General features: G+C 66.8%; 23 protein-coding genes. 10 read left to right on the forward strand and 13 right to left on the reverse strand.

Annotation, left to right across the window (positions count from 1 at the left end; translation table 11 throughout):
- Positions 1–13: 13 nt before the first annotated feature.
- Positions 14–901, forward strand: a complete 888-nt coding sequence (locus BST47_RS14830) for an RDD family protein (protein WP_083126523.1) — start codon at positions 14–16, stop codon at positions 899–901.
- Between the two features lie 37 nt (positions 902–938).
- Here BST47_RS14830 and BST47_RS14835 read toward each other — a convergent pair whose 3' ends face one another.
- Both BST47_RS14835 and BST47_RS14840 read right to left on the reverse strand, forming a co-directional pair.
- Complete coding sequence (locus BST47_RS14835) at positions 939–1,433, reverse strand: anthrone oxygenase family protein (RefSeq protein WP_083126524.1); 495 nt, start codon at positions 1,431–1,433, stop codon at positions 939–941.
- Positions 1,434–1,506: 73 nt separating this feature from the next.
- Entirely contained in the window at positions 1,507–2,166 is a 660-nt protein-coding gene (locus BST47_RS14840) for a DUF998 domain-containing protein (protein WP_083126285.1), read from the reverse strand.
- An 85-nt stretch (positions 2,167–2,251) separates the two neighbouring features.
- Between BST47_RS14840 and BST47_RS14845 the strand changes: the two genes are divergently transcribed.
- From BST47_RS14845 to BST47_RS14865, 5 genes are all read left to right on the forward strand, one after another.
- The gene (locus BST47_RS14845; protein ID WP_083126286.1) at positions 2,252–2,899 is read left to right on the forward strand and encodes a TetR/AcrR family transcriptional regulator; all 648 of its coding nucleotides are present in this window, start codon (positions 2,252–2,254) and stop codon (positions 2,897–2,899) included.
- Positions 2,900–2,908: 9 nt separating this feature from the next.
- Positions 2,909–3,874 (forward strand): AraC family transcriptional regulator, encoded by a 966-nt coding sequence (locus BST47_RS14850; protein ID WP_083126287.1) that lies wholly within the window; start codon positions 2,909–2,911, stop codon positions 3,872–3,874.
- A gap of 66 nt (positions 3,875–3,940) precedes the next feature.
- Entirely contained in the window at positions 3,941–4,129 is a 189-nt protein-coding gene (locus BST47_RS14855; protein ID WP_234809717.1) for an Rv2628 protein family, read from the forward strand.
- 90 nt (positions 4,130–4,219) lie between these two features.
- Positions 4,220–4,930 (forward strand): PadR family transcriptional regulator, encoded by a 711-nt coding sequence (locus tag BST47_RS14860; protein ID WP_083126290.1) that lies wholly within the window; start codon positions 4,220–4,222, stop codon positions 4,928–4,930.
- A gap of 70 nt (positions 4,931–5,000) precedes the next feature.
- On the forward strand, positions 5,001–5,873 hold the full coding sequence (locus BST47_RS14865) for an oxidoreductase (protein WP_083126291.1): 873 nt from the start codon (positions 5,001–5,003) through the stop codon (positions 5,871–5,873).
- Between the two features lie 51 nt (positions 5,874–5,924).
- On the opposite strand, the gene glpK is transcribed toward BST47_RS14865, so the two are convergent.
- The gene (glpK, locus tag BST47_RS14870) at positions 5,925–7,454 is read right to left on the reverse strand and encodes a glycerol kinase GlpK (protein ID WP_083126292.1); all 1,530 of its coding nucleotides are present in this window, start codon (positions 7,452–7,454) and stop codon (positions 5,925–5,927) included.
- Positions 7,455–7,493: 39 nt separating this feature from the next.
- Here glpK and BST47_RS14875 point away from each other — a divergent pair, with 39 nt between their 5' ends.
- The 4 genes from BST47_RS14875 to BST47_RS14890 are packed head-to-tail and all read left to right on the forward strand — an operon-like array spanning position 7,494 to position 10,718.
- Positions 7,494–8,255: a class I SAM-dependent methyltransferase gene (locus BST47_RS14875; RefSeq protein ID WP_207568613.1), complete on the forward strand. Its 762-nt coding sequence runs from the start codon at positions 7,494–7,496 to the stop codon at positions 8,253–8,255.
- A 9-nt stretch (positions 8,256–8,264) separates the two neighbouring features.
- The gene (locus BST47_RS14880) at positions 8,265–9,740 is read left to right on the forward strand and encodes a glutamate-cysteine ligase family protein (RefSeq protein ID WP_083126293.1); all 1,476 of its coding nucleotides are present in this window, start codon (positions 8,265–8,267) and stop codon (positions 9,738–9,740) included.
- 34 nt (positions 9,741–9,774) lie between these two features.
- On the forward strand, positions 9,775–9,969 hold the full coding sequence (locus tag BST47_RS14885; protein ID WP_234809718.1) for a hypothetical protein: 195 nt from the start codon (positions 9,775–9,777) through the stop codon (positions 9,967–9,969).
- 32 nt (positions 9,970–10,001) lie between these two features.
- Positions 10,002–10,718 (forward strand): class I SAM-dependent methyltransferase, encoded by a 717-nt coding sequence (locus BST47_RS14890; protein WP_083126294.1) that lies wholly within the window; start codon positions 10,002–10,004, stop codon positions 10,716–10,718.
- Here BST47_RS14890 and egtE read toward each other — a convergent pair.
- From egtE to BST47_RS14940, 10 genes are all read right to left on the reverse strand, one after another.
- Complete coding sequence (gene egtE, locus BST47_RS14895; protein ID WP_083126295.1) at positions 10,715–11,836, reverse strand: ergothioneine biosynthesis PLP-dependent enzyme EgtE; 1,122 nt, start codon at positions 11,834–11,836, stop codon at positions 10,715–10,717. The genes BST47_RS14890 and egtE overlap by 4 nt on opposite strands.
- The gene (gene egtD / locus BST47_RS14900; protein ID WP_083126296.1) at positions 11,836–12,801 is read right to left on the reverse strand and encodes an L-histidine N(alpha)-methyltransferase; all 966 of its coding nucleotides are present in this window, start codon (positions 12,799–12,801) and stop codon (positions 11,836–11,838) included. The genes egtE and egtD overlap by 1 nt, the downstream gene beginning before the upstream one ends.
- Entirely contained in the window at positions 12,801–13,502 is a 702-nt protein-coding gene (gene egtC / locus BST47_RS14905; RefSeq protein WP_083126297.1) for an ergothioneine biosynthesis protein EgtC, read from the reverse strand. The genes egtD and egtC overlap by 1 nt, the downstream gene beginning before the upstream one ends.
- Complete coding sequence (gene egtB, locus BST47_RS14910) at positions 13,502–14,803, reverse strand: ergothioneine biosynthesis protein EgtB (RefSeq protein WP_083126298.1); 1,302 nt, start codon at positions 14,801–14,803, stop codon at positions 13,502–13,504. Before egtB ends, egtC begins: the two co-directional genes overlap by 1 nt.
- Positions 14,800–16,086 (reverse strand): ergothioneine biosynthesis glutamate--cysteine ligase EgtA, encoded by a 1,287-nt coding sequence (egtA, locus tag BST47_RS14915; RefSeq protein WP_083126300.1) that lies wholly within the window; start codon positions 16,084–16,086, stop codon positions 14,800–14,802. The genes egtB and egtA overlap by 4 nt, the downstream gene beginning before the upstream one ends.
- Before the next feature lie 124 nt (positions 16,087–16,210).
- On the reverse strand, positions 16,211–16,867 hold the full coding sequence (locus BST47_RS14920) for a sensor domain-containing protein (RefSeq protein ID WP_083126301.1): 657 nt from the start codon (positions 16,865–16,867) through the stop codon (positions 16,211–16,213).
- 6 nt (positions 16,868–16,873) lie between these two features.
- Positions 16,874–17,302, reverse strand: coding sequence for an organic hydroperoxide resistance protein (locus BST47_RS14925; protein ID WP_234809719.1), 429 nt, complete (start codon positions 17,300–17,302; stop codon positions 16,874–16,876).
- Positions 17,303–17,353: 51 nt separating this feature from the next.
- On the reverse strand, positions 17,354–18,814 hold the full coding sequence (locus BST47_RS14930) for a catalase (protein WP_083126303.1): 1,461 nt from the start codon (positions 18,812–18,814) through the stop codon (positions 17,354–17,356).
- A gap of 152 nt (positions 18,815–18,966) precedes the next feature.
- A complete protein-coding gene (locus tag BST47_RS14935) occupies positions 18,967–19,368 on the reverse strand; it encodes a hypothetical protein (RefSeq protein WP_234809720.1) in 402 nt (133 codons plus the stop codon).
- A gap of 124 nt (positions 19,369–19,492) precedes the next feature.
- Positions 19,493–19,873: a hypothetical protein gene (locus tag BST47_RS14940; RefSeq protein WP_083126305.1), complete on the reverse strand. Its 381-nt coding sequence runs from the start codon at positions 19,871–19,873 to the stop codon at positions 19,493–19,495.
- Between the last annotated feature and the right edge of the window lie 175 nt (positions 19,874–20,048).

A 20,048-nucleotide genomic window follows, 5' to 3' on the forward strand; every position in this document is an offset into this window, starting at 1 on the left:
TAGCGTGATCGCCATGGTCGGCCAGCAAGAACCCGTGGTGACCGGGGACGCGGTGGTTCTGGATGTTCAGATCGCCCAGCTACCGGTCCGCGCGCTGTCGGCGATCATCGACGTCGCCGTGGTGTTCATCCTCTACATCACCGGCGTCGTGTTGTGGGCCAACACACTCACCCAGTTCGATCCGGCCTTCTCGGCTGCGGTGCTGATCATTTTCACCGTCCTGGCGATCGTGGGGTATCCGACGATATTCGAGACGACAACCCGTGGCCGTTCGTTGGGCAAGCTCGCGATGGGACTGCGGGTGGTGTCCGACGATGGCAGCCCGGAACGCTTTCGGCAGGCCTTGTTTCGTGCGCTGGCAGGCGTGATCGAAATCTGGATGCTCACCGGCGGGCCTGCGGTGATCTGCAGCCTGGCGTCGTCGAAGGGCAAGCGGATCGGCGACATCTTCGCCGGAACCGTGGTCATCAGTGAACGTGCACCAAGAATGTCGCCGCCTCCGCTGATGCCGCCGCAGCTCGCGTGGTGGGCGTCCACGTTGCAGTTGTCCGGGCTGCATCCCGAGCAGGCCGAGCTGGCACGCCAGTTCCTTTCCCGCATATCGCAATTGGATCCACAGCTGCGCGACCAGATGGCCTACCGCATCACCAGCGACGTCGTCGCCCAGATCTCGCCGCCACCACCGCTCGGCACACCACCGCAGTACGTGCTGGCCGCTGTGCTAGCCGAGCGCCACCGCCGCGAACTCGCCCGGCTGCAGCCCGCGCCCGTTGGGCCTCCACCCCAATGGCCGCCGAGCCCACCCCCCGTCATCGGGTATCCAGCTCCGCCGCAGCAGGTTCCACCGCGACAGGCTCCGCCACCGTCGTCCGACCCCGACGGTTTCGCGCCGCCGAGCTAGCGACGACGCGGTTTCGGTGATCGAAAGGTATTCTCCGTCAGCGGTATCGGAGCCCGACGAGCATCAGCACAGCCGCGATGATGCTGGTGGCCGCGCGCACGTGGTTCCACGCCGTCCACGTTGACAGGTACGCCTGCCACTCCCGCGCCGCGTCGGCGACCGGGAGCCCGACCGGGTCGACGGTTTCGAGGTGGTTGTTGAGTGGCACGTTGAACACCATCGTGATGATCGCCGCGAGAATTCCGAGGACCGCTCCCACGAGGATCCATCCGCTGCCCGGCTCCCCGATCCGCGTCACGGCCATGATTCCGGCGACCAGCGCCAGCAGCGATGCGCCGAAATAGGCCAGCAGGAACCCCGGACTCGAATTCGCGACGACGTTGATGCCGCGCATGGCAGTGATCGCCTCGACCGGGCCGGTGCGGTCGAGTCCCTTCATCACGAATGTCGAGAAGACGTACATCATCCCGCAGGCGGCGGCAGCGGTCAGCGCGGCCAGTGAGGTGACGACGACGAAGGGGCTCATGTTCATGCCTTGAGTGAACAAGGGCCGGCGTTCACGGTCCATCGTCAGACGTCCCGGCCGCATACGCGTGCGTCTGCGCCTATTCGACGGTCCGGTACAGCTTCACCGACACCGCGGCCAACCATGCCCACGCGGCGACGACTGCGGCAGTGAATACCAAAACCGTTGTGGGTGCACCTGATCCGGAGGACAACGCAATGAAGCTCAGCGCGAACACGCCTCCGGTGATACGCGAATACCAGGCCCAGCCCGTCTCATTGGTCCGGACGAACCGCGCGCCCATCACCATGCACGCCGCCACCAGGCAGGCGAACCCGAGGCCCGCGACCGCGAAGTGGGTCAGTCCGTGCCAGCTGACCTCGCCCATCCCGGGCGGCGTACCGGGAGGGAAGCCGTCCGACGGGTCGGCCCGGAAGATGCCTGCGCAGAAGACACCGAGCCCGTACGCCCCGAGCAGTCCGGACGCCCAGACCGACTGCCGGCCCGGCCCGAGTGCACGTCGCACGCCGACGGCGGCCGCGATCGTCATCGCCCCGGTCACCAGGAAGTTGAGGATCTGGATCCAGCCCAGGTCGCCGTTGGACAACTGGCTCACCGCGTGTCTGGTGGGGTCGTAGCCGTCGCGGGTGAACATCTGCGCCGCCGCGACGACGACGTAGATGGGGCCTGCGATGACGCCGTAGCCGAGCAACGATTTGGTTATTCGCACCGACAACGGCGGGCAATCAGTGCTGGTCATCAGACTCCTCGTGGTCTAATCAAACTAGACCGTCTAGTACTATCACTGTCGAACTAGACTGTCCAGTACTGGCTGAGGAGGCGGTATGACCGGGGCGGTGCCGGGGCGCTCGGCGCGGAAACGCGCGACCATCCTGGCGGCAGGGCGCGAACTCTTCCTGAGCCACGGCTATCAGGGCACCAGCGTCGACCAGATCGCCGCGTCGGCCGAGGTGTCCAAACAGACGGTCTACAAGCACTTCGGCGACAAACAGGAATTGCTGTTGGCGATCGTGAACGAGGCACTGGACAGCACAGTGACGCCGTTTCTGGACCGCATCGCGAAGCTGGCCGATACCGACGATCTGGAGGCCAACCTCACCGCGCTGGCGGGCGAGTACCTGCGCGCGGTGCTCACGGAACCGGTGGTGCAGTTGCGCAGACTCGTGGTCGGCGAAGCCAACCGGGTGCCCGCCCTGGCGCAGCTCTACTACGAGCAGGCCCCCTCGCGGGCGCTGGCCGCGTTCGCCGATTGCATGGAACGTCTAGACGATCGGGGTCTCCTGTCGGTGTCTGAACCTGCCGTTGCGGCAGAGCATTTCGCGTTCCTTGTCGTGGGTCGGTGCATAGACCAGGCGCTGTTCTGCGGCGGGCCGCAGGTTCTCGCGGGCTTGGATGTCGACCGCCACGTCCGCGCCGGGGTCGCGCTGTTTCTCGCCGGTTACCTGCCTCGCCACGGCATTACGGAGCGATAGGCTCGCACGGTGGACGCCGTAGTCGGCCTGCTCGACGGGGTACGCGCGCGCGGCGCGTTCGTTCTGCGGATGATGATGGATCCACCGTGGTCGCTGAGCATCCGCGATGACGCACCGCTGACCTTGATCTGCCAGACGCATGGGGACTCAGTCATCGTCGGCGCGAGCAACGGGACCACCTGGTTGCATCCCGGTGACGTCGCCCTGGTCCGTGGCACCGAGCACTACGTCTTCGCCGACGATCCGGGCACCGAACCGATGGCGGTGATCCATCCGGGCAACCGCTGCACGACGCTGTCGGGCGAGACGCTGAAGTTCGAGATGTCGCTTGGCGTGCGGACGTGGGGCAACAGCGCGTCGGGCACGACACGATCGGTTGTCTGCGCCTACGAGGGTCGCAGTGAGGTGAGCGCCCGGTTGCTCGACGTGCTCCCCACCGTGCTGGTGGTGCGGTCCGGCGAATGGGACTCGCCGCTGGTGGATCTGCTGTCTCGCGAGGCGGGAGATGACGGCGCCGGCCAGGAAGCGTATCTGGACCGGATGCTCGATGTGCTGCTGATCGCTGTGCTGCGGGTCTGGTTCGGCCGCGATGGCAACGCACCGACATGGTGGGACGCCGAGCAGGATCCGGTGGTGGGCCCGGCGCTGAAACTCATCTACAACAATCCGGCGCACCCATGGACCGTGGCCAATTTGGCTGCGGCCGTTGGCTGTTCGCGTGCGGTGTTCGCACGCCGGTTCACCGATCAGGTGGGAGAGCCGCCGATCGCGTTTCTGACGAGCTGGCGGCTGGCGTTGGCCGCCGACCTGTTGCGGTCGAGTCAGGTGACGATCGGTGCGGTCGCCCGCCAGGTCGGTTACAGCACCCCGTTCGCGTTGAGCAGTGCGTTCAAGCGGGCCTACGGGGTCAGCCCGAACACCCACCGCTCCACCGCTGCACCGTCGGCGGACGACCTGGACTCCTCGGCGCTCTAAGGCCATCCGTGGGTCCGGTAGCTCCGAATCACGAGTATGCAGCGCCGCTATCGCGTTACTCAACGCTTGAATGGTGGGCTCACCGTCGAGGTACCGGCGGACGCGATTGCGACGACGGTGTCGGGCTGGCTGGCCGAACTCGGAGCCGACAGTCCGTTGGCCGGCGATCTCCAAAAGGCCGTAAACGCAGGTGACTGGCCGACGGCGCGGGCCATCGGTGAGTACTTGGCGGTCGACGTGTCGATGTCGCCCTGACCTCGGACGTTGCATCGCGATAGTTTCCGATATATCGTCAACGTATCGGAAGCGCAGATCGTGCTTTCTGTCCGAAAGAGAGACACAGACATGAACACCCCATTCACACCCCCTCAAGGTCCCTTCGCGGGCCGCGGACTCGGCTTCGGCTTCGGCCCTGCCGTCAGTCCTGAAGACCGTCGTACGCTGCACGAACAGCGTCGGCAAGCCCGTCGCGGGTTCCGCGAGCACGTCCGTGAACACCGCGGCGACGCAGGATTCGGTCCCGGTTTCGGCGGCTTCGGCCCCGGCAGCTTCGGTCCCGGCTTCGGCTTCGGCCCCGGTCGTGGCGGTCGGCGCGGAGGACCCCGTGGCGGCGGCCGCGGCAGGCGCGGTGACGTGCGCGCCGCAATCCTGAAGCTGCTCACCGATCGGCCGATGCACGGCTACGAGATGATCCAGGAGATCAACGAACGCAGTCAGCAGCTATGGAAGCCCAGCCCCGGCTCGGTGTACCCGACGCTGCAACTGCTGGTCGACGAGGGCCTGCTCGTCGCGACGGAGACCGAGGGCAGCAAGAAGCTCTTCGAGCTGACCGATCAAGGCCGGGCCGCCGCAGAGAAGATCGAGACGGCTCCGTGGGACGAGATCACCGAAGGTGCCGATCCGGGCGCAGTCAGCCTGCGCGCCGCCGTTGGCCAGCTGATGGGCGCGGTCGCACAGTCGGCGCACGCCGCATCCGCCGAACAGCAGCAGCGCATTGTCGACATTGTCAACAATGCCCGCCGCGAGATCTACGGCATCTTGGGCGAAGCCGAATAGTAGCGATCTGTGCACGTTTGGGAGCGCCCACCGCTCCTAAACGTGCACAACTCGCGTATAGCGTGGCGCCATGGACTCCTACTCCCTGGGCTCTTTCAATGTCGGGCGCGTCGGCTACGGCGCCATGCAACTACCCGGCCCGGGAGTCTTCGGTCCGCCGCGTGACCACGACGAGGCGATCGCGGTCCTGCGCCGCGTAATCGAGTTGGGTATCAACCACATCGACACGTCGCAGTTCTACGGGCCCAACGTGTCCAATCAGCTGATCCGCGAAGCGCTGCACCCCTACCCCGCCGATCTCGCACTGGTGAGCAAGGTCGGCGCCCGACGTGACGACACCGGGGCGTGGCTGGCGGCGCAGGAACCCGACCAACTGCGCGCCGACATCGAGGAGAATCTGCAGACGCTGGGGACCGATCGCCTGGCCGCGGTCAACCTTCGCATTCATGCCGGCGATCCGAGTTCGGTCGGCCCTGTCGATCGCGAGTTGTTCGACCGTCAGCTCACGGCCATGATCAAGGCCCGTGATGAAGGGCTCATCGGAGGCATCGGCCTATCCAGCATCGGTCCCCAGCATCTGCGAATCGCGTTGGACCGCACCGAGATCGTCACCGTGCAGAACGCATACAACCTCGTCGATCGCACCTCGCAGCCGGTGCTCGAGGCGTGTATCGAGCACGGCATCTCGTTCGTGCCGTTCTTCCCGCTCGGCTCGGCGTTCAGCCCCGACAATCCGGTGCTCGGCCATCCAGCCGTCAAGAGCGAGGCGGAGAAACTGGGTCGCACGCCCGCGCAGATCGCGCTCGCGTGGACGCTGTCCGTCGCGCCGAACGTGCTGCTGATACCGGGCACATCGTCGGTGGCGCATCTCGAGGAGAACACCGCCGTCCGCGACATCACGCTCGACGACGAAACCAGACGACAGCTAGACGTCGCCGCCTAATTGCGAATCGGGCGCGCTGACGCACCGTGAGGGTTGGTTAGCGCGCCAGATTCACTCGACGTCGACCCAATCGAGCGTGCGCTGCACGGCTTTGCGCCAGCCGGCGTATCCGTCGGCGCGCTGCTCGTCGCTCCACGCCGGGGACCAGCGGCTGCCTTCCTGCCAATTGGCCCGCAGGTCATCGGGATTCTCCCAGAAGCCGACCGCGAGACCGGCCGCGTAGGCGGCACCCAGCGCGGTCGTCTCGGCGACGACGGGCTTGACCACCTCGACGCCGAGGACGTCGGCCTGGATCTGCATGCACAGATCGTTGGCGGTGATACCGCCGTCGACCTTGAGTACCTCCATGTGCACGCCGGAGTCGGCCTCCATCGCGTCGACGACGTCGCGGCTCTGATAGCAGATCGCCTCGAGCGTCGCGCGCGCCAGATGTGCGTTGGTGTTGAACCGCGACAGGCCGACGATCGCGCCGCGCGCATCCGAACGCCAGTACGGCGCAAAGAGTCCCGAGAACGCAGGCACGAAGTAGACGCCACCGTTGTCCTCCACCTGACGGGCCAGCGACTCGCTCTCTGATGCACCGCTGATGATGCCGAGCTGGTCGCGTAGCCACTGCACCGCAGAGCCGGTGACGGCGATCGAACCCTCCAGTGCGTAGACGGGCTTCGCTGGACCATCTTTGGACGCAAACTGATAGCACACCGTGGTCAGCAGCCCGTTCTCGGAGCGGACGATCTTCTCGCCAGTATTGAGCAGCAGGAAATTGCCTGTGCCGTAGGTGTTTTTGGCTTCACCCGCATCGAGGCAGACCTGACCGACCATGGCGGCCTGCTGGTCACCCAGGATGCCGGTGATCGGCACTGCGCCGCCGACCGGCCCACCCTCCAGGGTGCTGCCGTAGGAGTCCGGGTACGACGACGGCTTGATCTCGGGCAGCATCTGACGCGGAATGTCGAAGAACGACAACAGTTCGTCGTCCCAGTCGAGCGTTTCGAGGTTCATCAGCATCGTGCGACTGGCATTGGTCACGTCGGTGGCGTGCACACCGCCGCGGGCGCCGCCGGTGAGGTTCCACAGCACCCACGAGTCCGTGGTTCCGAAGATCGCGTCGCCGCTCTCGGCGTCGCGGCGCACCCCGTCGACGTTCTCCAGGATCCACTGCAGCTTGCCGCCGGAGAAGTAGGTCGCTGGCGGCAGTCCTGCCTTGCGCCGAATCACGTCACCGCGCCCGTCGCGGTCCAACGCGGTGGCGATGCGGTCGGTACGGGTGTCCTGCCACACGATCGCGTTGTAGTACGGTCGTCCAGTTTTGCGGTTCCACACCAGCGAGGTCTCCCGCTGGTTGGTGATACCCAGCGCCGCGAGGTCGGTGGCAGATAATTTGGTTTTGTTCAGCGCCGACTGGATGACCGCCGCGGTGCGCTCGGTGATCTCGACGGGGTTGTGCTCGACCCAGCCGGCCTTGGGCAGGATCTGCTCGTGCTCGAGTTGATGGCGGCCCACCTCGGCGCCGTCGTGGTCGAAGATCATGCACCGGGTGCTGGTGGTGCCCTGGTCGATGGCGGCGACGAAATCGGCCAACTCATTCTCCCCTCGTAACGGCGACTTCAATCGACCATCATGGTCTACGTGGCCAGCCCGATCGCCGACATTGACCGCATGCCCCGCGGCGGGCCCGACGCGTCGTGCCTGGACCGGCTGCTCGAGACCGACCGCCAGGAGTACCTCGACCGCGATGACGTGGACGAGGACGTCAAACGCAGCGTGGTCCGCGCCCTCGAATGGACCGGGGAACGCTTCGGGAACACCGAGAACTTCGCGCGCATCGCGCTCGAGGAAGTCGCTGACGTTGCCGATCCCAAGATCCTCGAGCTGGGCGCCGGCCACGGCGGGCTGTCGCGAAAACTGCTGGATTGGCATCCCACCGCCGAACTCACCGTTACCGACGTCGAGCCCGCGTCCGTCGCGAAAATGGCGGCGAGCGACCTCGGCGACAACCCGCGCGCGACGGTTCGCGAAATGGACGCCACCGCCATCGACGCGCCCGACGGACACTTCGACCTCGCGGTGTTCGCGCTGTCGTTCCACCACCTGCCGCCCTCGGCTGCTTCCCGGGTGTTCGCCGAGGGCACGCGCGCCGCCGACAAGCTGGTGATCATCGATCTGCCCCGGCCGCCGGCCCCGCTGCACCTCCTGCGGCTGGCGACGATGTTGCCGTTCACGCCGTTCGTCCCCTTTCTGCACGACGGCTTCATCAGCTCGCTGCGCACGTACAGTCCGTCGGCGCTGCGGGCGCTGGCCGAACATGCCGATCCGGCGATCGACGTGGAACTGCGCGGCGGGCTGATGAATCCGCAGGTTGTGGTGGCCACCCGCCGATAGGCTCGGATCGTGGGCGAAGAAGTGCAGGACACCGAGTACTCCCTCGCGCACCGCCGCGAGTACCGGCGCAAGGTGCAGCAGTGCCTAGACGTCTTCGAAACCATGCTCAAGGAGTCCAGTTTCGAGTTCGAACGGCCGCTGACCGGCATGGAGATCGAGTGCAACCTCGTCGACTCCGCATACCAGCCCGCCATGACGAATCACGAAGTGCTGCAGGCGATCGCCGATCCGGCGTATCAGACCGAATTGGGCGCCTACAACATCGAATTCAATGTTCCGCCGCGCCGGCTGCCCGGCCGCGCCGCACTCGAGCTCGAAGCCGATGTGCGGGCCAGCCTCAACGCTGCCGAAGCCAAGGCCAATGGGCATGACGCGCACATCGTCATGGTCGGCATCCTGCCCACCCTGATGCCCGAGCACCTCACGGGGCGGTGGATGAGCGAGTCGGTGCGCTACCAGGCGCTCAATGACTCGATCTTCACCGCGCGCGGCGAGGACATCCTGATCGACATCCACGGGCCGGAACGGCTCAGCCTGCAGACCGAGTCGATCGCGCCGGAGTCCGCGTGCACCAGCATGCAACTGCACCTGCAGGTCTCGCCGGCCGATTTCGCGCACAACTGGAACGCGGCGCAGGTGCTGGCCGGCCCGCAGCTGGCGCTCGGTGCCAACTCACCGTTCTTCTTCGGGCACCAGCTGTGGGCCGAGACGCGCATCGAGCTGTTCGCGCAGGCCACCGACACCCGGCCCGACGAACTCAAGACCCAGGGTGTGCGGCCCCGCGTGTGGTTCGGCGAACGCTGGATCACCTCGATCTTCGACCTGTTCGAGGAGAACGTCCGCTACTTCCCGTCGCTGCTGCCCGAGATGTCCGACGAGGACCCGACCCACGAGCTGGCCGAGGGCCGCACCCCCAAGCTGGCCGAGCTACGGCTGCACAACGGCACGATCTACCGGTGGAACCGACCGGTGTACGACGTCGTTGGCGGTAGGCCCCACCTGCGGGTGGAGAACCGGGTGCTGCCCGCCGGGCCCACGGTGGTCGACATGATGGCCAACGCCGCGTTCTACTACGGTGTGCTCCGGACGATGGCCGAGGACGACAGGCCGATCTGGACGAAGATGAGTTTCGCTGCGGCCCAACATAACTTCGTCGAATCCGCGCAGAACGGCATGAACGCGCGGCTGTATTGGCCCGGCCTCGGTGAGGTGACACCCGACGAGCTGGTGCTGCGGCAGCTGCTGCCGATGGCCGACGAAGGGCTGCAACGTTGGGAGGTGTCCGCCGACGTGCGCGACCGCTACCTCGGTGTGATCGAGGGCCGCGCGAAGACCGGTGTCAACGGGTCCGTCTGGCAGATCGCGACGGTGCACGCGCTGCAGGAGGGCGGGATGTCGCGGCCGGACGCGTTGGCCGAGATGCTGCGGCTCTACTGCGAACACATGCACAGCAACGAGCCCGTACATACCTGGGACGGCCCGTGATCGCGGCGCTGGTCTGCGCTTGCACTTCACCGACGTGGAGAATTCGCGCTGCCCGACGGACGTCGAATGTTTCTGGACGGGGCAGGCGCGCATCACCGTCGACGCTGAGCCCGATCAGAACGCGCCGGCGTCGCTGGAGTTCAACACCAATCCCGCGCCCGGGCAGGGCACGCTGACGAACGACGTCGGCGGCTATGCCATCGAGCTGCGCTCAGCGCAACGCTGGTAATGCGAAAGATCGCGTGAACTACGTTGGATGCCATGGCATCAGACGACGTAATGGAATGGGACGACGCCTACCAGGAAAGTGGCCAGTTCCAGGGGCCCCCGCCGTGGAACATCGGTGAGCCGCAGCCGGAGCTCGCTGCGTTGATCAAGAGCGGGAAGATCCGCGGCGACGTGCTCGACGCCGGGTGTGGAGTCGCGGAATTGTCACTGGCGTTGGCCGCCGAGGGCCACACGGTCGTCGGGATCGACCTGACGCCGACGGCCGTCGCCGCCGCCACCAAGGCCGCCGAGGAGCGCGGTTTGACCAGTGCGACGTTCGTCCAGGGCGACATCACGTCGTTCACCGGATACGACGGACGGTTCGACACCATTGTGGACAGCACCCTGTTTCATTCGCTGCCGGTCGACGGCCGCGATGGATACCTGCATTCGGCGCACCGGGCGGCAGCCCCGGGAGCGGTGTTCTACATCCTGGTGTTCGCCAACGGCGCGTTCCCGCCGGGAGCGGAATTCGGCCCGAACACCGTCAGCGAGGAGGAGCTGCGCCAAGCCGTCTCGAAGTACTGGACCGTCGACGAGATCCGGCCCGCGTTCATCCACGCCAACATGTCCTCAGCCATGCCCGCCGACGCACCGTTCACGTTGCCGCCCTTCGAGAACGACGACAAGGGCAGGCAGAAGATGCCCGCGTTTCTGCTCACCGCGCACAAGGGCGACGCCGGAGCCGCGCAGCCGGCGACATCCGGCTAGGTCACAGACGCCAGCGCCTTGGCGAACTGCTCCAGTTCTTCAGCGGTGACGTCGACGTGCGGTGACGCCCGCAGCACGGGCGCCGCCATCTCGAAGGGGGCCCGCAACGTTTCGGCGTAGGTGGTGACGATGCCGTGCTCGGCGATCAGCTGCGCCCGCACCTGCTGCGGGTCGGCCCCGTCGACGGGTTCCAGTGTCGTGATCGCCGTTGGTTCGTCCGCCGCCTCGACCACCCGCCAGCCCCCCACATCGGCGAGCGCCTCGCGCGTCATCGCACCCACTTCGGCTAGCCGTTCACCGACCCGTTCGGGTCCGGCCGCCAGGTACTCGCCCAGCGCCACCGAATAGCCAACGCGGGCAGCCACATTGGCTTCACCGTGTTCGAGCCGTTCCATGACGGTGAGCGACATACCCCACTCCGGCGGGGGCAGCCGAGGCGTGAGTCGCTGCGCCAGATCCGCGCGCACCCCCAAAAAGCCGACACCGCGCGGACCGGCCACCCACTTGCGTGACGAACTGTAGATCGCCGAAGGCGTGACGGCGCAGTGGAGATGACCCAGCGCCTGCGCCGCGTCGATCACCAGCGGAACGTCCAGGTCTCGGCACACGTCCGCCAGCGCCGCCATCGGCTGGGCCGTGCCGCGGTGGCTGGCCAAGGCCGTCAGGTGCACCAGCGGCGGCCGGTCGGCCCTCAGTGTGTCGGCGGCGGCCTCGACGTCGAGCCGGCCGTCGCCATCCACGGGCAACGGACGTACGTCAAAACCGTTGGCGGCCATGATCGCCAGGTTCGGTCCGTACTCACCGGGCAGACAGGCCAGGGTGCGCTCACCTGGCCAGCTGGACAGCAGGATGTCGAGCGCGTTGTTGGCGCCGGTGGTGTAGGCGATGTCGGCGCCCTCGAGACCGGTCAGTGCGCCCAGGGCGGCACGACCGGCATCCAGCACCGGGGCGGCGGCCGCGGCGGCGACATATCCGCCGACCTCTGCTTCGTGACGGGCATGCTGCGCCGCGGCGTCGATGACCGCGAACGTCTGCCGCGAGCACGCCGCACTGTCCAGATGCACACCGGCAACGGGCGGCCGGGCCGCGCGCCACTGCTCGGCGAGGCTCTCGGACATCACCGCTCCGACAGGGACAGGCCGAAGTCACCCGCGCTGTCGGTCCACCAGTGTGTCCGGCGCAGACCTGAGTCGGCCAACTCGGCGGCGACGCCGTCGGGGCGGAACTTGCAGGACACCTCGGTGAGCATCTCCTCACCGTCGGTGAAGTCGATCGCGAGGTCGAGAGCCTTCACCTGCACCCGCTGGGCGTGACCGGCGCGCAGCCACATCTCGATGCGCTCCTCGTCGGTGTTCCACTTCGCGACGTGCTCGAACGCGTCGAGGTCGAAATCCGCGTCCAGCTCACGGTTGACCACGGCCAGCACGTTGCGGTTGAACTGTGCGGTGACGCCCGCGCTGTCGTCGTACGCGCGCACCAGTCGATCGGCGTCCTTCACCAGGTCGGTACCCAGCAGCAGACTGTCGCCGGGCTGCAGCGTCTCCGCCAAGGCGGTGAGGAACTCGGCGCGCGGCCCGGGCGTGAGGTTTCCGATCGTCGATCCGAGGAAGACGACCAACCGGCGGCCAACCCGGGGGATCTTGCCGAGATGCTCCTCGAAGTCGCCGCACACCGCGTCGATCTCGATGCCCGGGTATTCCTCTTCGATGGCGGATCCGGCGGCCTTGAGTACCGACGCGTCGACGTCGAAGGGGATGAACCGCCGCAGGGATCCGTTGTCGCGCAGGGCATCCAGCAACATCCGGGTCTTCTCCGATGTGCCGCTGCCCAGCTCGACCAGCGTGTCCGCGCCCGAGGCGGCGACGATCTCGGCCGACCGCTCGCGCAGGATCTGCGCCTCGGTGCGCGTGGGATAGTACTCGGGCAAGCGGGTGATCTGGTCGAACAGATCGCTTCCCGCGGAGTCATAGAACCACTTGGGCGGCAATGATTTCGGGGTCTGCGTCAAACCGTCGCGCACATCGCGGCGCAGCGCTTGTCCGGCCGAGTCGGCGGACAAGTAATTCGAGAGGGCGAACGTCATCACGATCCTTTCAGCGGGATCAGTTCGATGTCCCGGCCGAGAACCGAGACCAGGTGGCGATCGGGAACTTCCCGCCAGTCGGGGTTGTCATCGTAGGGCTCGCTGGCCAACACGACGCCGTCGTCGCGCCGCAGCGTCGAAAGGGTGTCACCCCACGTGGTGGCCAGCAAGCGAGACCCGTTGCCCGCCAGTATGTTCAGGCGGGCGTTGGGGTCCGCGGCGGCGACCTCGACGATGGTGTCCCCGAGCGCATCCAGCCCGCGCTCGAAGATCAGCGCAGCCAACACCGCGCTATCGCAGGTCGATTCGGCGTTCGCCGACAACGGCAGCACCGCGCGGTCGACGAGGCCGTTGTGCGACAGCAGCCAGTGACCGTCGGTGAAAGGCGCGGACGCCGACGGCTCGATAGGCATGCCGACGCTCGCAGACCGTACGGCCGCGACGATGCACCCGCTGTACAACGCGGGCGCCACCGACGCGAACGATGCGTCTCCCCACAGCGGCGCGGCGCTGCGCCAGCGACAGGGGTCGCCGCCCGGCGAGTGAGGCGAGTAGAACCCGACCCCCCAGCCGTCGGCATTCATCAGCCCGTGTTTCTGTCGACGCGGTGAATACGATTGCACCAGAAGGCCGTTTGCCGGCTCGAGCAGCAGCGACGCGACGGACACCGACTTGCCCAGCCAGCCAAGGTGACGGCACATCAGTCGGCATCCCACGCCAGGCGCACGCCGGCGAAGATCTGTCTGCGAATCGGATGGTCCCAGTTGCGGAAGCTGGGCCGCAGGATGCTCGGCGCGACCGCCCACGACCCGCCGCGCAGCACCTTGTAGTCGCCGGCTCCAGAACCCTCGAAGAACGGGGCGGAGTACTGCTCGTAAAGCATCGGGGTGAAGCCCGGCCACGGCCGCAGCGGCGACGTGGTCCACTCCCACACGTCGCCCAGCATCTGTTCGGCGCCGTACGCCGACGCACCCGCCGGATAAGCGCCAACCGGCGCGGGCCGCAGCGCGTCGCCGCCGAGGTTCGCCAGATGCGCCGTCGGTTCCGACGAACCCCACGGATAGCGGCGCCGCGCCTGCACCGTGGGATCCCACGCACAGGCCTTCTCCCACTCCTGCTCGGTGGGTAGCCGCGCACCCGCCCATGCGGCGTATGCCTCGGCTTCGAAGAAGGTGACGTGCTGGACGGGTTCGTCGGCGGGGATGGCCTCGACATGTCCGAAGCGGGTGCGGGTGCCGTCGGGGTTCCAGAACTGCGGCGCCCGCAGATCGGCGTCCTGCCGGTGCGCCCAACCGCGTTCGGACCACCATCGCCGTTGGTCGTAGCCGCCGTCGTCGACGAAGTCGCGCCACTCGCCGTTGGTGACGGGCACCGTGCCGATGCGGAAGGCGGGCAGGTCGACCATGTGCGCGCAACGCTCGTTGTCCAGCGAGTGCGGTTCGGTGACCGCGTCCACGCCGAGGACGAACTCACCGGCGGGGACGAGCACCGACGTGCCCTCGACGCCGCCCCCGCCCGACGGCAGCGGCGTTCCTCGGTCCAGCAGCGCGGGCCCGCTCCGCAGGTTCAGCGCCTGCAGCATCGTCTCGTCGTGTTGGTTCTCATGGCTGATAACCAGACCGAAATTGAACTCGGCCTCAGAATCCGCACGGCCTTCGGGCAACGCGTCGAGGCGGTCAAGCGCCTTGTTGCGCACGGTCGAGCAGTAGGACCTGGCTTCGGCCGGCGACAGCAACGGCAGGTCGACGCGGCTCGCGCGGGAGGTGAGGAACGCGTCGTAGCACCGCTCCACCGCAGGATCGAGAAGTCCGGGCCGGCCGGGGTCGTTGCCCCGCAGCAGCCACAACTCTTCTTGCCAGCCGATGTGGGCGAGGTCCCACACCAGCGGGCTCATCAGCGGGTCGTACTGGCGGTGAAGTTCGGCGTCGTCGAAGTCGACCAACCGCAGAGTCCGGTCACGGGCCGTCGTGAGTTCGCGGGCGAGCCTCTCGCGTACCGTCACAACTCCCCTTGCGCCAGATGAGTGACCGCCGGTGCGATCCCGTACTTCACGACCCGGTCAGAGAAATCGTCGGCCGGGCACCGTCCCTGTTCCACCGAACGCACCAACTGCTGCATCGATTCCTCGAGTTCGGCGGGCGCACGTTCGGCGGCCGCCTGCACACATATCGCGGCGGCGTCGGCGAGCCTGCGGTCACCGAGGCCGATCTGCGCGGCGCGGTCCCACGCCGTCGCGACGGATTCGGTGGCCTCCGCAGCGATATCGGCCGCCGCCGGGTCGTCCAGCAGCGTGACGAGCGTGAACACCACGGCGGGCCACACCGCGTCCGGAACGCTGTCGAGGTAGCGGATCTCCAGCCAGCGCCGCGGCCGGACTGGCGGGAACAGCGTGGTCAAGTGGTAATCCAAGTCGCTGTGCGTCGGCCTACGGTCGCCGAGTTGCACGCGGCCGTCAGCCCAGTCGGCGAACGGCACCCACGTGGTCAGCGGGATCACTTCGGGACTCTTCACGAGCATGACCGGCGCCTTCAGCGCGTACCGGGCCCAGTCGCGGGCCGGGTCGTCACCATTGGCGCCGAGCACGGGTCCGCAGCGCGCCGAGTCCAACTGACTCCATACGTGTTGACGTGCCGACCGCCATCCCGCGAACTTGCCGCCCAGCAGGGGTGAGTTGGCGGCGATCGCGATCATGGTCGGCCCGAGTGCATGCGCGAGCCGCACCCGGTGGGCCCAGCCCGCGCGTGGACCCGCGTCGAGGTTGATTTGAATCGAGGCCGTCGACGTCATCATGGCGGCGCCGGCGGCTCCGGTGTCGCTGGCCTTGAAGAACGTCTCCATCGCTTGGTAGCGAGGCCCGGGGTTGACGCGTTTGGCCGGCCGCAGCGGATCGGCGCCGAGCAGCACCAGCCCCAGACCTGCCTGTGCGAATGTCGCACGCAGCGCGGCGCGGTCGGCCTGCATCGCGGCGATGGCCGCCAGCGGACCGACCATCGGCGGACCCGACAACTCGACGGCACCGCCGGGTTCGACCGTCACCGCGCTACCCCCGGGCAACGCCGAAATGCCACTGATTATCTCGGTGAGTTCATCCCAGCCGGGCCGGCGCATGGGGTCCGCCAGGTCGAAGCAGTGCGCCTCGACCTCCAGGCCCACCTGGCCGACGGGGCCGTCGTTCAGACAGTGGTCACTGACGTAGCGGTGTGCGTCGTTGGCGCTGGTCAGTTCGCCATTCGGGGGTTCGATCGGATGTGCGTCGTCCACCTCGGACGTCATGGCGAAGGTCATGTCTTCCGGCCCCTTCCGGGTAGGGAACGATCGTGTCCTTCAGTACATCTTCCAGACCGCACCGACAAAGTCCCACGAAATTTTCTGTGACGTCGTTGGTTGGTGTACCCAGATGTTCGCGCGGTTACTGACCCAAGGTGTTCTGCATGGCGCCGGCCAGCACGTTCACCGCTGGACCTCCGTTACCGGACTGACAGACTTTCGCCTGTAGCAGAACGTTCTCGCGCTTACGGGTCGTGTTGAAGCAGCGGCGATCGCTACCGGCCTCCTGCTTGACCCAGTCCGCGTCGGTGGCGCCGGCCGGCCCGCCGGTGAAGGTCCACACCTGGGTGGTCATGTTGTCCAAGTGCATCGCGGTGGTCTGGCCGTTGCACCCCAAAGTGCGGTCGACAACGCGGCGGAAGGCCCGGTCGGCGGCATCATTGGTGGCGAAGACGCCGACGGCCTGCTTGACGAAATGGGTCTGGTCGCCGGGCCCCGTTTGCGTCACCGCCCCGTTGAAGGACGCCAGGTCCGGATCCGCGTAGACGTCGGGCAGGCCGACGTCGGCCCAGTTGTTGCACGCGGCGTTGTCGACATAGAACGACTGGAACGGCGCCGTGAACGTCCACTCGAATCGCATCGGCGCCCCGACGATGTTGCCCACCGAGCCTTTCGCCATCACCGCGTAATTCACGACGCCCGGATCGGACGGTCGCGCCGAAGCCTCCCCGGGCGGCGCCGTCAACGACAGGCCGGCGGCAACACCGACACCGGCGAGGACGGCGAGCCGCCGAGGCATCACGAACTAGACCTTCGCCGACAGCTTGACGTCGATGTTGCCGCGAGTGGCTTTGGAGTACGGGCAGAACTGATGCGCCTTCTCCATCAGCTCCTCCGCGGCGGTCTGCTCGAAGCCGGGCAGGTAGCCGATCAGGTGGGCGTTGATGGCGAACCCGCCGTCGGGGTCCCTACCGAATCCGACCTGCGCCGTGATCGCGCTGGCATCGTCGACGTCGATCTTCTCCTTGCCGGCGACCGCACGAAGCGCGCCGAGGAAGCACGCGGCGTAACCGGCCGAGAACAACTCCTCGGGGTTGGTGCCCACGCCGCTGCCACCCATCTCCTTCGGATGGTTGGTGTCCAGGTCGATACGGCCGGTCGAGGACTTCACATGGCCTTCGCGGCCGCCCGCGGTTGCGGTGGATTCTGACGTGAAAAGAACTTCGATGCTCATAGTCCTGATCATGCCAGCCCTGTTGCAGACGGCAAGGCGGCCGTCTGCCAGCTAGCCGCCGGCGCCGCTCTGTTTGGCGCGCACGCCTTCCTCGACCTTCTTACCGAGATCGGGGTCAACGTTCGTCCAGTACTGGAACACCCGCGACAGCACCGGCTCGCGCACACCATCAAGGACGTGCCCGATGATGTTGTGCGCCAATCGATCCCGTGCAGCGTCATCGAGGACTTCGCGGACCATTGTGCCCGCCTGTCCCCAGTCGTCGTCCTCGGCGCGCAGCGCGTAGGCCGTGCGGACCATGTCCCCATCGGACGCCCAGTGCACCTCGGCAGCGCGCTTCGGGTCGACCTCCGGGCCGCCCATCGAGTTCGGCGTGTATACGGGATCGGTCGTATTGCGGATCCGCATCGCGCCGTCCTTGGAGTACGCGCGCACCTCGGTGTGGGGCTCGTTGACCGGAATCTGCTTGTAGTTGACGCCGAGCCGGGCGCGGTGGGCATCGGAGTAGGAGAACCCGCGGGCCAACAGCATCTTGTCCGGGCTCAATCCGGTGCCCGGCACGATGTTGTTCGGCTCGAAGGCGGCCTGCTCTATCTGCGCGTGGTAGTCCTCGACGTTGCGGTTCAGGGTCATCTTCCCGACCTCGTGCAGGGGGTAGTCGCCGTGCGGCCACACCTTGGTCAGGTCGAAGGGATTGAACCGGTAGGTCTTGGCTTCCTCGAACGGCATGATCTGCACGTGCAAGGTCCAGCTCGGGAAGTTGCCGTCCTCGATGGAACTGAACAGATCGCGCTGGTGGTAGTCGCCGTCCTCGCCGGCCAGCCGATCGGCGTCCTCCTGGGTCAGGAAGTCGATGCCCTGGTCGGTCTTGAAGTGGTACTTCACCCAGAACAGCTCATCGTTGGCGTTGAGCCAGCTGTAGGTGTGGCTGGAGTAGCCGTTCATGTGCCGCCACGTCTTGGGGATGCCACGATCACCCATCAGCCAGGTGACCTGGTGCGCAGACTCTGGGGATAGCGTCCAGAAGTCCCACTGCATGTGGTGGTCGCGAAGATTGTTGGCGGCCATCCGCTTCTGCGAGCGGATGAAGTTCTGGAACTTCATCGGGTCACGCACGAAGAAGACCGGGGTGTTGTTGCCGACCATGTCGAAGTTGCCGTCGGACGTGTAGAACTTCAGCGCGAACCCGCGCGGGTCACGCCAGGTGTCCGGGCTCCCGCGCTCTCCGGCGACGGTAGAGAACCTGGCGACCATCTCGGTCTTGGCGCCGGGCTGCAAGAACGCGGCCTTGGTCCACTGGCTGACGTCGTTGGTGACCTCGAACTGACCGAACGCACCGCCGCCCTTGGCATGGGGCTGCCGCTCCGGGATACGTTCCCGGTTGAAGTTGGCCATCTGCTCGATCAGGTAGTGGTCCTGGAGCAGGATCGGGCCGTCGGGGCCGACGGTCAGTGAATGTTCGACGCTAGGGGCTGGGGCCCCGGAATCTGTGGTCGTGAACTTCTCTGTCATCAGGTGTCATCTCCTCGAGGAGGCTGTGGGCTGTGCCTCGTCGCGTTGATTCCCCCTGAATGGATCGATTCCAAACATCGCGGGACATCGAAATCCGCTATTTGCAGACGGTTACCCGAACTTTCTCTGCAAACAGCGGATTTCGTTGGGAGCTAGGGGCGCGACGGCGGCGTCGTCGCGCCCGGGGACTGGGGAGGCTGCGGCGGCTCGGAACGGGGACCACCGGGGCCGAAACCCGGACCTGGACCGAACTCGCCGCGCGGCATCATCGGGAACATGCCTGGCGGAGGCGGTCCGCGGTGGATGAACGCCATACCGCCGTCACCCCGTGGGCCATCGTGTCCGCCGCGGTGGCCTCCGCTGTGAGCGCCGAGGATGAACCCGGAGAAGAAGATGACCGCGACGATGAACACGACCCCCGCGACGATGCCGACCCACGCGGCGATGAGGGTCGCCTTGGAGCGCCGAGGTTCCTCGCGCACAACGGGCTCTGCGGGGGGCGGGGTGACGACCGGGCCGGTGGCGGGTTCTGGGGACGCCGATGTTTCGCTCATGGGCACGATCATGCACACCCTACTGATGTGCCCGTCATGTATCACCTATGAATCAGCTGTGCGCCGACAGGGATCGGCCCGCCACCGAGGGGAGTACGTGGCGGGCCGATCGGTCGTGGTGGCTCTAGCGAGCGTCGGTTGTCAAGACGGGCTGGTTGAGAACCGGGAGCTTCGGATTCTTCGTCGGCTGCGGCGCGGGGGTCACCTCGGTCAGCACCGGCGCGTTGCCGCCGCCGGCGAGGGGGCCCCGAACGTCGTTTCCACGCGCGGGAGGCGTGGTGACGACGACCGAACCGTTGCGGCACGAGACGATCTTTCCGTCGACGTAGACGTCCTCACCATTGTGGATGGGGATGTTGTAACCGTCGGCGTCCGTGTAGTTGCACCCGCCGGGGCCGGACGGGTCGTTGTCCTCGGCGAAGGCTGTCGCCGGAGCAATGGACAGGATGGCAAGGGCGCCAAGCAGAGTTGCGGCGTACTTGAAGTTGTTCTTGGACTTGATCATTGGTGTTCCTCTCGGGAGTTCGGTCAGGGGTGCGTCATCGCTGGAGAAATAGTCCCGAGAATGCCGGGCACAGGTAATCGCCCACGGGCCAGAGTTCGCTTGTGGGAAGGAAGGTTTTGCCATCCGTCAGGCAAGGTCTCGACGTTTGATGGCCCCCGGGCCGGGTAGTTCTGGC

Origin of the sequence: Mycolicibacterium tusciae (assembly GCF_002086795.1) — a bacterium.
GTDB classification, from domain to species: domain Bacteria; phylum Actinomycetota; class Actinomycetes; order Mycobacteriales; family Mycobacteriaceae; genus Mycobacterium; species Mycobacterium tusciae.